At 62.8% G+C, this 14,589-nt stretch carries 15 protein-coding genes and 1 tRNA gene; 15 read left to right on the forward strand and 1 reads right to left on the reverse strand.

The window, feature by feature from the left end:
* The first annotated feature begins 129 nt into the window (after positions 1–129).
* From KH208_RS04695 to KH208_RS04730, 8 genes are read left to right on the forward strand one after another with little or no spacing between them, the layout of a single operon-like run.
* Entirely contained in the window at positions 130–2,583 is a 2,454-nt protein-coding gene (locus tag KH208_RS04695; RefSeq protein ID WP_291434275.1) for a pyridine nucleotide-disulfide oxidoreductase/dicluster-binding protein, read from the forward strand.
* A complete protein-coding gene (locus KH208_RS04700; protein WP_287701518.1) occupies positions 2,580–2,795 on the forward strand; it encodes a DVU_1557 family redox protein in 216 nt (71 codons plus the stop codon). Before KH208_RS04695 ends, KH208_RS04700 begins: the two co-directional genes overlap by 4 nt.
* Positions 2,792–3,514 carry a DVU_1556 family methyltransferase gene (gene trsM / locus KH208_RS04705; protein ID WP_291434278.1) on the forward strand — a complete coding sequence of 241 codons (723 nt, stop codon included), beginning with the start codon at positions 2,792–2,794 and terminating at the stop codon, positions 3,512–3,514. Before KH208_RS04700 ends, trsM begins: the two co-directional genes overlap by 4 nt.
* Complete coding sequence (locus KH208_RS04710) at positions 3,511–3,996, forward strand: DVU_1555 family C-GCAxxG-C-C protein (RefSeq protein ID WP_291434279.1); 486 nt, start codon at positions 3,511–3,513, stop codon at positions 3,994–3,996. Before trsM ends, KH208_RS04710 begins: the two co-directional genes overlap by 4 nt.
* The gene (gene trsS / locus KH208_RS04715) at positions 3,993–5,432 is read left to right on the forward strand and encodes a radical SAM (seleno)protein TrsS (protein ID WP_291434281.1); all 1,440 of its coding nucleotides are present in this window, start codon (positions 3,993–3,995) and stop codon (positions 5,430–5,432) included. The genes KH208_RS04710 and trsS overlap by 4 nt, the downstream gene beginning before the upstream one ends.
* A gap of 35 nt (positions 5,433–5,467) precedes the next feature.
* Positions 5,468–6,577, forward strand: a complete 1,110-nt coding sequence (locus KH208_RS04720) for a DVU_1553 family AMP-dependent CoA ligase (protein ID WP_291434283.1) — start codon at positions 5,468–5,470, stop codon at positions 6,575–6,577.
* Positions 6,574–7,809 carry a DVU_1551 family NTP transferase gene (locus tag KH208_RS04725; protein WP_291434285.1) on the forward strand — a complete coding sequence of 412 codons (1,236 nt, stop codon included), beginning with the start codon at positions 6,574–6,576 and terminating at the stop codon, positions 7,807–7,809. The genes KH208_RS04720 and KH208_RS04725 overlap by 4 nt, the downstream gene beginning before the upstream one ends.
* Complete coding sequence (locus tag KH208_RS04730) at positions 7,806–8,390, forward strand: histidine phosphatase family protein (RefSeq protein WP_291434287.1); 585 nt, start codon at positions 7,806–7,808, stop codon at positions 8,388–8,390. Before KH208_RS04725 ends, KH208_RS04730 begins: the two co-directional genes overlap by 4 nt.
* Before the next feature lie 13 nt (positions 8,391–8,403).
* Here KH208_RS04730 and KH208_RS04735 read toward each other — a convergent pair whose 3' ends face one another.
* Entirely contained in the window at positions 8,404–8,964 is a 561-nt protein-coding gene (locus KH208_RS04735) for a hypothetical protein (RefSeq protein ID WP_291434289.1), read from the reverse strand.
* A gap of 275 nt (positions 8,965–9,239) precedes the next feature.
* On the opposite strand from KH208_RS04735, the gene KH208_RS04740 reads away from it, so the two are divergent.
* The 7 genes from KH208_RS04740 (at position 9,240) to KH208_RS04770 (ending at position 14,583) form a co-directional block, all read left to right on the forward strand.
* Positions 9,240–9,326: transfer RNA gene (locus KH208_RS04740), tRNA-Leu, on the forward strand.
* Between the two features lie 264 nt (positions 9,327–9,590).
* Positions 9,591–10,811, forward strand: coding sequence for an integrase arm-type DNA-binding domain-containing protein (locus tag KH208_RS04745; protein ID WP_291434290.1), 1,221 nt, complete (start codon positions 9,591–9,593; stop codon positions 10,809–10,811).
* Positions 10,808–10,975: a hypothetical protein gene (locus tag KH208_RS04750; RefSeq protein ID WP_169739150.1), complete on the forward strand. Its 168-nt coding sequence runs from the start codon at positions 10,808–10,810 to the stop codon at positions 10,973–10,975. The genes KH208_RS04745 and KH208_RS04750 overlap by 4 nt, the downstream gene beginning before the upstream one ends.
* Positions 10,976–11,017: 42 nt before the next feature.
* Positions 11,018–12,058, forward strand: a complete 1,041-nt coding sequence (locus KH208_RS04755) for a hypothetical protein (protein ID WP_291434295.1) — start codon at positions 11,018–11,020, stop codon at positions 12,056–12,058.
* Positions 12,059–12,181: 123 nt separating this feature from the next.
* Positions 12,182–12,397, forward strand: a complete 216-nt coding sequence (locus KH208_RS04760; RefSeq protein WP_005029518.1) for an AlpA family transcriptional regulator — start codon at positions 12,182–12,184, stop codon at positions 12,395–12,397.
* Positions 12,398–13,024: 627 nt separating this feature from the next.
* Positions 13,025–13,375, forward strand: a complete 351-nt coding sequence (gene mobC / locus KH208_RS04765) for a plasmid mobilization relaxosome protein MobC (protein ID WP_278732189.1) — start codon at positions 13,025–13,027, stop codon at positions 13,373–13,375.
* A 116-nt stretch (positions 13,376–13,491) separates the two neighbouring features.
* Positions 13,492–14,583, forward strand: coding sequence for a relaxase/mobilization nuclease domain-containing protein (locus KH208_RS04770; RefSeq protein ID WP_291434298.1), 1,092 nt, complete (start codon positions 13,492–13,494; stop codon positions 14,581–14,583).
* Positions 14,584–14,589: the final 6 nt, after the last annotated feature.

Consider the following 14,589-nt stretch of genomic DNA (forward strand, 5'->3'; position numbering starts at 1 on the left):
CGTTGTGGACCGCGCGGCGGGGATTTGCGTGTAAATCCCCGCCGTGCCATACTTGCGAACAGGTTCCGCCCCGCGCCGGGAGTCTCCCGCGCGTGAAATTTCCAATGTCCACATACTGAGGCCGGGAAAATGGATCAGACCCGTCTGCACGAAATCGAGGCCCGCTGTACCCAGGAGAGCCCGCCGCATTGTCAGGCGGCCTGCCCCTTCAATCTGGATGTGCGGGCCTTCATGGCCCGGATGGCCGAAGGCCGCCCGGCGGAAGCCCGGAAAATTTTGGAGCGCCATCTGCCTTTGCCGGGTATTCTGGCCCGGATTTGCGATCATCCTTGTGAAAACGTCTGCCTGCGGCTGGACCTGGGCGGCAGCCTGGCCATCCACGCCCTGGAGCATGCCTGCGCGTGTGCCGTGGGCACCCAGAGCCGCCCCCTGCCCATGCCGCGCAAAAAATTCAGCCTGGCCGTGCTGGGCGCGGGCCTGGCGGGCCTGGCGGCGGCCTGGGATCTTTCGCGCAAGGGCTATCCGGTGACGGTTTTTTATCAGGGGGACGCACAACGCATTCTGCTGAAACAGTATCCGGCCTTGCGCCCGGACGGCGTGGATGATCCCTTGGCCGACGATTGGGAACTGCTGGGCCGCCAGAAGGTAATGTTCAACCCCGCCGCGCTGAACGTGGATTTTCTGGCCCGGACAGCGGCGGAGTTCGACGGCGTGCTCATAGACGCGGGCGCGGCCCCGAATCTGGCCCCGGCGGAGGATGCGCCCGGCGGCATGGACGCCGTGGAAGGCGTGAATGGCGTGGACGCGCGGACCTTGTACTGGCGCGACAATATCTGTTGCGCCGGCTGGCTCAGCCGGACGCCCACGGGACACGTCCATGCCTCGGCTTCGGCGCAGGCCGGGCAGGGCCGCCGTGCCGCTCAGACCCTGGAACGGCTGGTGGGCAAGGTATCGCTGACGGCTGCGCGCGAAAAGGTGCAGGGCCCCTTGCACACGCCCCTGGACGGCATCGCCCCCCTGGCGCGGGTGGAGCCCTCCGGCCCGGTCTATGCCACGGAAGAGGCGGCCCTGGAGGCCGGGCGCTGCCTGCAGTGCCAGTGCCTGATCTGCGTGCGGGAATGCGTCTATCTGCAGAAATACAAAGGCTACCCGCGCGTTTACGCCCGCCAGATCCACAATAACGCCTCCATCGTCAAGGGCCTGCACACGGCCAATGCCCTGGTCAACGGCTGCGCGCTCTGCGGGCAGTGCGAAGAATTGTGCCCGGAAAATTTCTCCATGGCCGAGCTCTGCCTGGCGGCGCGCGAGGATATGGTGCGGCGCGATTTCATGCCGCCCTCGGCCCACGAATTCGCCCTGGAGGACATGGAAAACGCCTCCGGTCCGGAATGCGCCCTGACCTTGCCGGATGTGGCGCTGCCCGAGGGCGCATGCGCGTCCTGGCTGTTTTTTCCCGGCTGCCAGCTGGCCGCTTCGCGCGGAGAGCAGACTGCGGCGCTGTATGCCTTTTTGCGCGCGGCCCTGCCTTACCGGGACGGGGAGAGCGGCGTGTCCCTGCTGCTTTCCTGTTGCGGCATCCCGGCGCGCTGGGCCGGGCGCGAGGCTTTGTTCAAGGAACACACGGCGGAAATCCGGAAAGAATGGGAAGCTCTGGGGCGGCCCAGGATCATGGCGGCCTGCTCCTCCTGTCTGAGCGCCCTGCGTCTGGCTCTGCCCGAGGCGCGGCCCGTGTCCGTCTGGGAGGTGCTGGACGGTCTGCCTCTGCCGCCGGAACAAGCGGGCGGACAGGCGGCAGGCCGGGCCGGGGCCGCGTTGCCGAGGGTCTTTTCCATTCACGATCCCTGCACGGCCCGTTGGGATGCGGCCTGGCTGGAAGCCGTGCGCAGCCTGGCCCGGAAATGCGGCGCGCGCCTTGAGGAACCGCGCCTGACCGGCGCGACCACGGCCTGCTGCGGTTACGGCGGCCTGGTCTGGTGCGCGCAGCCCGAGCTGGCCCAAGCCATGAGCGAACACCGTGCCGCCGAGCTGCCGTATCCGGCCTTGGCCTCCTGCATCATGTGCCGGGACCGGTTGGTGGCGGACGGCAAAGAATGCTGGCATTTGCTGGATCTGCTTTTCCCGGCCTCTGATGGGGGAGAAAGCGCCGGGAGAGGAACCCGCAGAGGGCCCGGCCTGTCGGCGCGCCGGGCTAACCGGGCGGCCCTGCGCCGCCGTCTGCTGCGCGACTATCTGGGCGAAAACCTTCCGGAACCGGCCCCCGGCGCGCTGCATGTGCCGCCGGACTTGCTGGCCCGCCTGGAGGAGAAGCACATTCTGCTCTTGGACGTGGAAGAGGCCGTGGCCGGGGTGGAGGCCTGCGGACAATACTTTGAAAATCAGGAAAACGGGCACCGGTTGGGCTCCTGGCGGCCCCGTCAGGTGACCTTTTGGGTGGAATACGGCCGGGAGAACGGCGAGCTTGTTCTGTACGACGCCTGGTGCCACCGCATGCGCGTGCCTGGTTCCGGTGGGCCCGGTGGTCCCGGCGGCTCCGACGCGGGGGACGGCCGGGATTGCTGTGAGCAGGGAGGTGCAAGCGCATGACCATGGGACCCAGTTATCCGCCGGACGGCGGCCAATGGCGGTGCGGCCGTTGTGGCTGCCCGCTGGAGCAGGGCAAAGTGCAGGTCTTTTATCTGAACAGCGCTTTTGACGTCTTTCTGCCGCGTTGCCCGCAGTGCGGGCTGACCATGGTGCCCAAATCCCTGGCCGAGGGCAAAATGCTGGAAGTGGAAGCGTTGCTGGAAGACAAGTGAAGCCCCTCTGGGAACAGGAAGATTTTCAGCGCGTGGCGGGCGAGTTCTGGCGGCCGGGCGGTCCGGAGCTGACCCGGCGCGCTCTGGAACTGGCCGCGCGCCACTGCGGCCTTGCGCCGGGCGCGCGGCTGCTGGACTTGGGCTGTGGCCCGGGCGCGAGCCTGGAATTGCTGGCCGGACTGGGCTACCGCCCTCTGGGGCTGGACAGGCGCGCGCATGCAGCTTGGGGGAAGCGGGCAGCCGGAGCGGCGCGCATCCCCGCCGTGATTTTTTTGCGAGCGGACGCCGTCCGCCCCCCCCTGGTCGACAACAGCGTGGATGCCGTGCTCTGCGAATGCGTGCTTTCCCTCCTGCCTGACCCTTTGGACGCGTTGCGCGGCTGCCGTCGGATCTTGCGGCCCGGCGGCGCGTTGCTGCTGAGCGATCTTTTCCTGCATGGAGACATGGTGGAGGAGGGGGGCGTGAGCCCGCTTCCGCCGGAATCAGGTTGTCCGGCCGGGGCACGTTCGCGTGCCGTCTGGGAGGGCCTGCTTGTCCGGGCCGGTTTTGTACCGCATTGTTTTGAGGACCACAGCCGGGCGCTGGTGGAACTGGCGGCCCGGCTGCTCTGGTACGGAGCCGACGCCGTGCCCGAACGGCTGCGCGGCGGCTGCGCCTGCGGCGGGAGGCGGGGATCTGTCGGCTACGGCCTGTGGATAGCGCAAAAGGAGGGCTCATGAATCCTCTCATGCTGGAATTGTTGCCCATGGTCCGCCAGGGCTATTGTTGCAGCCAGTTGCTGATCTTGCTCATGTTGCAGGCGCGCGATCAGCAGAATCCCGATCTGGTGCGCGCCATGCAAGGGCTCTGCCACGGCATCGGCCAGTCGGACGGCCCCTGCGGCCTGCTGACGGGCGGGGCCTGCGCCCTGGCTCTGGCCGCGGGCAAGGGCGCGGACGACGAGACGGCCCATCCCATGCTCACGCCTCTGCTTAATGAGTATGCCGCCTGGTTTTACGAGCGCGTGAGTCCTTACGGCGGCATCAGCTGCGGCTGTATCGCGGCGGGCCTGGGAGCCGCTTCGGGCAAAGCCGGAACAAGCACAACGCCTGATCCCGTGGCCTGCGGCGATTTGCTGGCTGAATGCTGGGGAAAAATTCTGGAACTGGCCCAGAATTATGAGCTGGATCTGACCGCCGTCCAGACGGGGTCGATGCCGTGATTCTGCGCCGCACGCAAAGCCTGTGCCCCATCTGCCTGCGCCGCATTGAGGCCGTGTACGAACGGCCGGAAACGGCGGGGGCGGAGCAGAGCGTCTTTTTGCGCAAAACCTGCCCGGAGCACGGCGCGTTCAGCGTGCCGGTCTGGGTTGCATCCGGTCTTGGCGATGTACAGGGGGACACGCCCGGCGTTGTGAATGCGCCGTCTTTCGAGTCCTGGTCGCGGCCCAAAAGTCCCTCCTACCCGGAGGAACCCCGTACTGCCGCGGCGCGGGGCTGCCCCTTTGACTGCGGACTCTGCCCCCTGCATGCCCAGCACACCTGCGCCGGTCTGGTGGAAGTGACCATGCGTTGCGATCTGGCCTGTCCGGTTTGCTATGCCGGAGCGGGCAGCGCAGAGGGAGCCCTGCCGCCCGATCCTCCCTTGGCCGCGCTGGCCGCGCAACTGGACAGTCTGAAAGCCGCCTCCGGGGCCTGCAATGTGCAGATTTCCGGCGGGGAGCCCACCATCCGTGAGGATTTGCCCGCCATTGTGGCGCTGGCGCGGGAGCGCGGCTTCGGTCTGGTGCAACTGAATACCAACGGCCTGCGTCTGGGACGGGACGCGGGCTACGCCGCCCGGCTGCGGGACGCGGGTCTGGATTCCGTGTATCTGCAATGGGACGGCGTGCGCGAAGCCGTGTTCGAGAGCCTGCGCGGCAGAGCCTGCCTGGACCTGAAGCGTCGGGCCGTGGAGGCCTGCGCCGCCGCCGGTCTGGGCGTGGTGCTGGTGGCCACCCTGGCTCGCCACGTCAACGACGGTGAAGTGGGGGATTTGCTCCGCCTGGCTCTGACATTGGGGCCCGCAGTGCGCGGCGTGCATTTTCAGCCGGTGTCCTCGTTCGGCCGTTATCCCTGGGCCTTGAGCGACGCGCCCCGGCTGACCCTGCCCGAAGTTATGGCCGCGCTGGTGCGGCAGGCGCCGGAACTGGTCCGGATGGAGCATTTTCACCCGCCGGGCTGCGAGCATGCGCTCTGTTCCTTCAGCGCGGCCTATCGCCGCACAGGCGTTGACGGCACCGCGCTGGAATGGCTGCCCCAGGCCGGGCAGTCCTGTTGCTCTCCCGTGCCGCCTCCGGCGGCGGAAGGCGCGCGCAAGGCCAGGCGGTTTGTGGCCCTGCATTGGAAGGGAGCCGAACGGGAGCAGACGGACACGCCGGGCGGCGCGAGGTTTCCGGACCTTGCCGATGATTTCAGCCGCTTTCTGAACCGGGCCGGGGTGGAACAGCGTTTCACCGTTTCAGCCATGGCCTTTCAGGATGCCTGCAGTCTGGATCTGGAGCGGGTGCGCGGCTGCTGCATCCATGTGGTCCAGGCGGACGGGCGGCTGGTGCCTTTCTGCCTGCACAATCTCACGGCCCGCGACGGCGCTCGTCTCTACAGCGGGGCCTGGGCGTGAATTGCGGGCGCTGCTCCGGCCCTCGCCCTCATCCCATGGACCGCTGGCTGGCCCAGGCCTGCGGCGCGGAAAGCATGGCGGCGCTTCCGGTACGACTGCGCGCGGCGCGGACCGAAGCCCTGAACCGTATTCTGCGCCATGCCGCGCGGCACAGCGCCTTTTACGCCCGGCATCTGGCCGGTTGCGATCTGGAGATGCGCGAACCCGAGGATCTGGCCCGTCTGCCGTTCACCACGGCCGCCCATCTGCGTGACTGGAGGGATTTTTGCTGTGTGTCGCAGGGCGACGTCCAACGCATGGTCAGCCTGCAAACCTCGGGCACCACGGGCGCGCCCAAGCGCCTGGCCTTTACGGAGCGCGATCTGGACCGCACCCGCGACTTTTTCCGTGTGGGCATGGGGCAACTTGTGCGTGAGGGCGAGCGCTTGGCCGTGTTTCTGCCGGGGGCGGAGCGCCCCGACGGCGTGGCGGACCTGCTGAGGGGAGCCTTGGGCCCCTCGGGCGTCCTGGTGGAGGGGCTGCCCTCAATTATAGCCGTTGACATGAGCCCCGCCGGGGATGCCTCGCGGGCCCACTGGCTGGCGGAGCACCGGCCCCAGGCTCTGGTGGCCGCTCCCGCGCAGTTGGAAGGCTTGCTGAGCAGTTTTCCGCGGGTCGCGCCGCCGGACCTGCGCGGAGTGCTTTCCAGCACGGACCGGCTTGAGCCGGAGCTGAAGCAACGGCTGCGCGTGGCCTGGAGCTGCGAGCTGCTGGATCACTACGGCCTGACGGAAAGCGGCTTCGGCTGCGCCGTGGAATGCCCGGCTCACGACGGCTATCATTTGCGGGCTCTGGACGCCCTGCTGGAAGTGGTGGACCCGCGCGACGGGCGACCGCTGCCTTGGGGAGAAACGGGCGAAGTGGTGCTGACCACGCTCCACCGCGAGGCCATGCCGCTGATCCGGTACCGTACCGGCGACCTTGCGAGTTTGCTGCCGGGGCCTTGCCGTTGCGGCAGCCCTCTGCCGCGTCTGGGGCCGTTGCAGGGGCGGCTGGATATGGACGCGGGGCAGGGAGTGCGTGTGGTTCATCCGGCCAAGGGCGGCGGTGCGTCACGGGCGAAACAGCTGGATGCGGCGCGTTTTTCTGAAGGAGCGGGATCGTGAAGGCATGCGCCATTCTGCTGGCGGCGGGCCGGGCATCACGCATGAGAGCGGTGAAGGCCTTGCTGCCTTTGCCCCTTTTGTCCGGCGGCGCGCCGTGTTCCGCCTTGGAGGGACTGGTTCGCTGTTATCGCGGCGCGGGCGTGGAAGATATTCTGCTGGTCAGCGGTTTCCATGCGGCAGAGGTGGAGGCGGCGGCGCGCGGACTGGGACTGACCGTCGTCCGCAATCCCCGGCCGGAAGAGGGCATGTTCTCCTCCGCCTGCGCCGGGCTGCGTGCCGTGCCTGAGGACTGCGCCGCCTGTTTCGTGCATCCGGTGGACGTGCCTCTGGTCCGCTCTCTGACCCTGGCGGCGCTGCTGGACGCGTCGGCAAATGAGTCTCGGCCCGGATTACCTTCCGTACTGATTCCCACCTATGAGGGCAAGGAAGGCCATCCGCCGCTGCTGCCCGCCGCGTGCCGGGAACATATCCTGGCCCATGCGCGGGGGGAGGGCGAGGGCGGCCTGCGGGCTGCTCTGGCCGGGCTCCCCCGGCGGTCTGTGCCGGTGGCGGATTCCTTTATTCTGGAAGATATGGACCGGCCCGAGGATTACGCCCGTCTGCGGAGGCTGGCCGCCTCGCGGGAGGCGCTGTGGCCCGCCGAAGCCTGGAGTCTGCTGCGCCTGTGCCGCGTTCCTGAGCGCGGCTTGCGCCATGCCAGCGCTGTGAGCGCCGTGGCGGCTGCCCTGGCCCAGGCTCTGCGTGAGAGCAGGGTGGAGCGGGGCTGGACCGGGACCGGGCCGGATCCCGAGCTGGCCCGCGCCGGGGGGCTGTTGCACGATATCTGCAAGGGCCTGCCGGAGCACGAGAAGGCCGGAGGCCGCTTTCTGGCGGAGCTGGGCCTGCCCGTGGCCGCGGCGCTGGTGGCGGATCATCGCGATCTGAGCGTACCCGACACCGCACCACTGACTGAGCGCGAACTGGTCTATCTGGCGGACAAGTATTGTTACGGCCGGGAATTTGTGCCGCTGGAGCGGCGTTTCGGCCAGAAGCTGGCTCTCTATGCCGCCGATCCCGCCGCCTGTGCGGCCATCCGGGGCCGTCTGGGCCGTGCCCGAGCCTTGGAGGCGCGTCTGGCCCGCGAAGTGGGACGGTCCCCGGCGGATATCGCCCGGCAGGCCCTTGGAGCCCTGCCCGAGGCCATAGACGGGGAGCCGGAAGCCGGACCGAACAGCAGCGGGGGGGATGCGTGACGGCGGAGCGGGGCCTCTGGCTCGTGCGCCACGGCGCATTGCCGCCCAACCCGGAACGGCGCTTCGTGGGGGCGCGCGATTTGCCGTTGAGCAAAGCCGGGCGCGCCCAGATTCGGGCTCTGGCTGTAGACCTTGCGCCGGTGCTGGCTGATCCGCGCCTTGTTGCTCTGTTGAGTTCGGATTTGTCCCGTTGCCGGGAGACGGCGGCTATCCTTGCCGCCGCTGCCGGGCGGCCCCTGCTTATGCATGCGGACGCGAATCTGCGCGAAGTCAGCCTGGGAGCCTGGGAAGGGCTGACGCCCGCAGAGGTGGAGCGGGCCTTTCCCGGTCAGTACGCCTTGCGCGGCCGGGATCTCGCTCATTTCAGCCCGCCCGGCGGCGAAAGTTTCGTCCGGGTGCAGCAACGGGCCCTGGCGGCTCTGGAGCGCTGGCGGGCGCGCTATCCCGAGGGGCTTTTGGTCCTGGTTGGGCATGCCGGGCTGAACAGATGCCTTCTGGCCCGCTATCTGGCCCTGCCGCTGGCTGATTTTTTGCGCATTCCGCAGGACTATGCCAGCCGGACATTTCTGCCCGGTTGGTAAGCCCGCCCCGCCTTCAATTCAGGCGCAGTTCCACGCCGTTTTCGTCAAAAAGCGTGATGTTCAGCGAGATATAATGCTCCGCCAGAGTCCGGAGCGGAAGCTCCAGAGAGATGTGGCGCAGATCCTCCAGGCTGAAACCGCTCAGCCGGCGGGCGGCCTCCAGGCCCAGGTCGGCCAGGCGGTCCAGCGGCGTAAAGATCACGGCCGGACAGGTTTTATAGAGATAGAGACCGCCGTTGGCCAGCACCAGCGGGAACAGCCCACAGGCCACAGGCCGCTGTGCGCGCATGAGGCGGCAGCCGTGGTCCGTGTCGGACTTGCAGCCCCTGGCGTCCAGATAGGCCGTATCCGCGTTGAGCAGGTAGAAATCATCGCTGAGGTTGGGGCGGAGTTGTCCCGGCAGCAGGGCCATGGGGAAGGGCACGTTGGAGTCCTGCGGGCCGCAGCAGTAACGGCAGTCGCGGCAATAGCCGTTTTGCAGCCAGTCGCCGCGCCAGCGCAACGGACGGCGGCGGGGAAAGAGCGCCCGCCAGAGCTCAAGATAGTGCCAGAAACCTTTTTGCAGTTTTTGCATGGGATGTCCTTTGGAAAATAGAAATGCGCGCTATCCGTGCGAAGATGCACGATTTGTGTCTGATCTTCCCCTATCCCCAAGATGCGAACTCTGTCAAACGCGACAGAGATTGCCGTTTGCAGAGTGCCTCCGTCTTCCATGCGCGCCGCCGAATTTCTTTCGTCTTCTGCACTTTGGCGACTCGTAAGGATTTGCGGCAGTCATGGAAATTTTTTTTGCCTGATTTGAAAAAAATACTTGCCAGCCGGTGCCGCTTAGGCTAAATACATCTTCGCGCCGAAGTGGTGGAATTGGTAGACACGCTAGGTTCAGGGTCTAGTTCTCGCAAGGGAGTGGGAGTTCGAGTCTCCCCTTCGGCACCAACAAGAAGTCCAAAATAGTCCATAGAAGGCCGGAATCACTAATAAAAACGTGATTCCGGCCTTCTCTTTTTGTCCAGTAAAAACCAAGTACCCACGTGGACACCCCCAAAAATCGTTGGTAGATTCGCAGGTACCAATACCACAACGCCATTTCGGCACGGCGAAATACCAGCATTCTATAAATCTTCTTTGAATTCAAACAGATGGAGGTATATTTTTCTGGTTTTTGCCGCACACTTTTGGACTGTTTTGGAGGATACCAACATGAAACTTTCCGATGCCGCTGTGCGGAACGCCAAGGCCAACGGCAAGGTGCAAAAGCTTTCTGACGGCGGCGGCCTGTACCTTCATGTGACGGCCACAGGCAGCAAATTGTGGCGCATGGCCTACAGATTTGAGGGCAAGCAGAAACTTTTAAGCTTTGGCGCATATCCGGCAGTTTCCCTGAAAGATGCCCGCCATCGACGCGATGAAGCCAGAGAATCACTTGCCAAGGGGATTGACCCCGGCGAGGAGAAAAAGCAGGCCAGAGAAGCCATACTCGCAAAAGAGCGGGAAGAACGGAATACCTTTGAATTTGTGGCACGGGAGTGGTTCGCCAAGTACGAGCCGACGCTCTCCGAAAAGCACGCCAAGAAATTGCGCCGCTATCTGGAAAACACGCTTTTCCCGGCCATTGGCGGCAAGCCCATTACTCAGCTTGAACCTGCCGACTTCTTGCAGGTTGTCCAGCCTTCCGAGCGTCTCGGCCATCACGAAACAGCCCACAAGCTCATGCGTCTGTGCGGACAGGTGACGCGCTATGCCCGCATCACAGGCCGCGTGAAATATGATGTGGCGGCGGGATTGACCGAAGCCCTGACGCCGGTGCAGACAACGCATTTCGCCGCCGTCACCCTGCCGGACGATATTGGCCAGCTTCTGCGGGATATTGATGCCTATGTCGGCTATACCTCCGTTGTCTATTGCCTGAAAATCCTGCCCTACGTTTTCACTCGCCCTTCGGAATTGCGGCTTGCGCACTGGAGCGAGTTTGACTTCAAAAACGCCACATGGATCATTCCGGCATCGCGCATGAAAATGCGGCGCGAGCATGTGGTGCCGTTGTCCAAACAGGTGCTGGTCTTGCTGAATGAGCTTCACGCCTATACCGGCAACGGAAAACTGCTTTTCCCCAGCGCCCGCGCACTCACTACTCCCATCAGCGATGCCGCGCCGTTGGCCGCGTTGCGGCGCATGGGCTATGGCAAGGAAACCATGACTCTGCACGGCTTCCGGGCAATGGCCAGCACAAGACTCAATGAACTTGGCTTCCGAGCGGATGTTATTGAAGCGCAGCTTGCGCACAAGGAGCCGGACACCGTTCGCCTTGCCTACAATCGCGCGGAATATATGGATGAACGGTGTCGTCTTATGCAGGCATGGGCGGATTATCTGGATAGACTACGCAACACACAACAGAAAAGAAGCAAGGAGGAAGTATGAAAGAGAAGGCCAGGTCCGATCGTGAGGTTTGTATCTCCATTGGGAAAATAGAAGGAGAAGCCCAGGTGACGAGCAACGACACCGGCTGGAGCGAAGAAGAAAAGGAGCGTATGAGGCAGGCCGGTTACGACGACATGGATATAATCCGGGAGTGGTATAGCTGAGCAATGCCTTTCATATTTAAACGGGCAGCACGAGTTTTTGCCATGAAAATTCGTGCCGCCCGTTTCCATATTGTCCAGCTACGATGTTTGAGCTATTTTTTCCCCATGTCAGACCAGCAAAAAATATCCATGGGCAGGGTACGGCAGGCATACGATCTGACCGCCAATGAAGTCGAACAGCTTATTCAGTCCCTTTGGCCCGACGCCGTGTTTCCCGTGGAGTTATGGAACAGGACGCATGAGACATTCTGGCGGGCTTTTGCGGATGCTCGTCAGGCCGTCTACAAAATGGAAAGCCCGACGTTGCCTCAGCTGGACCTGTCGCTCAAAAGATTTCAAACATACCTGCTCGCCCATGACATCATGGACTTTTTCAGGAGGCTCTCCCTGAATATCCATGTCAATGTGCTGAAACCGGGACTGACATCTATTCTTGAAGAGTCCTATGAAGATATGGAGTCCATATTTTCAAAGGAACGAGAATTTCTGTTCAACAGTCTGGATAGGCTGAACACAGAAAATATTTTCGAGCAGTATTCACCGGATTCGGCACTGTTTGAGAAGCCGGTATGTTCCATTCCCGTTTCAAGCTACCACTTTATTGCGCATAACTTTGTCGATACCATAATGGTGGATAGAGACTCCGCTATCAGGCATCTCCGTCATTATCCCCTGCGCCGGGAAGTAAAAGGCATCACCCGCGCCCTTGTGGAATCCGTTTTACGGGCAGCTCCGCCGGAATCGGCTGTTGCTGATAAAGCGGCGGTACTTCCCACATGTGAACGGTCGCCACAGGATGGAAAACTCGTTTTTTACGTTCCTGGCGCCATCTGGGAAGGAAGACCCGACACGGCTGTCCGTGACGCCATGAAAGAGAAGTATCCCCTCGCGGTGATCGCCTACGTTCTGCTGTACTGGTGCGGTCCCCAAAAATCCGAGGCAGGCCATAAAGCCCCACAGGGCCGGAAGACGCATGTGGGCCGCCTGCTTGCGGAAAAAGAGTACAGGGACGAAAAATCCTATCGCAATCTGATGGATATGCTCCTCAAGGAAGCGGATGCATACTCCATACTCAAGGTATGACCAGTCTGCTGTTTTCCCGTCTTTTTTAGATTTTCCTGCCGTTTTCCCGTCCGATTCCCTCACGGGAATCTTGTGACATGTGCCAGACTCTCCTGAAATTCAGCAAGATTCAGGAGAGTTTTTATGTCACGATCTGATACGAAAATCCCCTCGTGTGGTTTTCTTCGTCTTCCTCAAGTCATCGCCCTGATTCCCATAAGCAAGAGCGCTTGGTGGGAAGGCTGCCGTACCGGTCGCTATCCCAAGCCCGTGAAACTTGGCCCTCGCACAACAGTCTGGCGAGTTGAAGACATCAAGGCGTTCATCGAAAGCGTGGGTAAGGACGGCAGCCATGAATAGCGATATCCAGCAGTCCGGTTCCTTTCGGAGATATAGTGAACGTCTGTTGCCTTGTCGCAGCTCGACTGAATATCCGCGACTCGCCAAAAGAAATTTGTTCTTCAGGAACACCAAGACCGTAAAACAGAAAGGCATTTCTCGCCTCTCAAGGCTCTCCCCTATACAGACACGTAGCGGACACGATACACACAAGGTCGCCCCGGTTTATGCTCCACAGAGTTTTCCCGATACATGCGCTGTTACCGTCCGTCATGCGTTCATGGACCCGCCCCGGCCCGCTCACCATGCTGACTACACTTTGAGCCGGACACTGGCCGGAGGTGTTTCGTATGGTGTTCAGGCTCATGCCGCATACCGTCTTCTTGTGAACCGGATGTTTACCCGGTGCCGTCGTCATACCTATCAGCAGCACGCCGGATACAACTCCGCTTCACGTCTGATACGCACCCGCCACATTCCTGATGCCCGCATCATGCGTCTTCGTTTTCGCACGGATGCCTGTTCATTCGTCCGGCATTATCTCCGAAGGCCAGCCTACGTTTCGTATAGACGCTCCGCGTCATACTGCACGGCTGGCGAGGGGCGCTGCCCCTTCGAACCCGGGAAAGCCCAAAGGCAGGGAAAGCGGTGAAGCGCGTCAAGCCCGTCCGCAACGCCGCCGTCATCCTGCGCGTGTACCCGGAGGAGCGTGACATTCTCCGCTTCAATGCCGGGCTGCACGGCATGAGCATGTCGGACTACATCCGCCAAACCTGCCTTGGCGTCCGCCTGCGGAAAACGCCGGAAGAAAAACGACGACTGCGAGAACTGGCCCGCATCGGTGCAAACATCAACCAACTTGCGAAATGGGCCAACACCTATAAGCGGGCGGCGGAAGCCGTGGAGGTATTGACGGCGCTGGCGGGCATCGAACAGCGCATTATCGAGTTCGCATCATGCGCCTCAACGGAAGATGAACCGGAGGCGAAGCCATGCTGATGAAAGTCTTTCCGCACGGCATCGGGGAAGGCGACAAGCCCAGCCGCTATCTTGTACGCCCGGATTATCCGGGGAGAGACACAGCCCCGCCCCAGGTGCTGCGCGGCGATCCCGCCATGACCCGCGCGCTTATCGACAGCATAGAGCGGCGATGGAAATTCACTTCCGGCGTTCTGTCATGGCACCCGGATGAGAAGATCAGCGAGGCACAGGAAGAGGAAGTCATGGACGCCTTTGAGCGCGTGGCCTTCGCCGGATTGGAACCTGACCAGAGAAATATTTTGTGGGTACGGCATACCCATGCCGGACACCATGAGCTGCATTTCCTCATTCCACGACTAGAACTTTCCAGCGGCAAGGATTTCAACGCCTGCCCGCCCGGCTGGCACAAGGGCTTTGACGTCTTCCGCGACCTCTTCAACTGGCGCGAGGGCTGGGCGCGTCCCGACGACCCGGCACGGGCACGGGACGAGCTTCCGAAAAAGGCCGACCTGTTCAAGGCGCGAATGGCGAGATGGGGCAAGGAAATCATGGAAAGCGACCGCGACCGGGCCAAAGAGGTCATTCATGCCTTTCTCAAGGAGAAAGTGGCGCGGAGACTTGTCCGGGACCGGGAAGATGTTCTGAACGCCCTGAAGGAACAGGGGCTGCGCATCAACCGCGAAGGCAGGGACTACATCAGTGTCATTGCCCCGGGCAGCGGCATGAAAATGCGCTTCAGGGGAGGCTTTTACGCCAGTGGATGGACGCCCAAAGCCGCCCCGGAGAACGAATCCGAAGAAAAGAAGAAGGAGACGGCGCGACGCATGGTCGCCCGTCTGCAACAGGATTTTGAGCGCGTCATTGAAAAGCGCGCCACCTGCAACATCAAACGCTATCCGGCAAAATGGAAACAGCTCCCTGACGAGGAAGCCCTCCTTTTGCCCCAGCTTCCGGAGGATACCATTCATGACCGAAACAGAACGGATGTTGATGCAAAGTCTGAAACGGATGGAGGAGAACTGCAACGCCCGATTGACGGCATTCAGCACACGGCTGGAGACGCAGGAGGAAAAACAGATGCTGCTTCAGGCGGAACTGCGCACCTTGAAACGATTGTTCACCGATGTCAGCGAAGTGTACAGCAGCTTGCAGACCTTGTTGGCGACCTTGAAAAACGGCGCATAGAGCGGGAACAGCGGAGTCAGCCGCGTATGCGGATGCGGTAAGGCGGG

The sequence above is a fragment of the Desulfovibrio sp. genome (assembly GCF_018379785.1).
Classification (GTDB): domain Bacteria; phylum Desulfobacterota; class Desulfovibrionia; order Desulfovibrionales; family Desulfovibrionaceae; genus Desulfovibrio.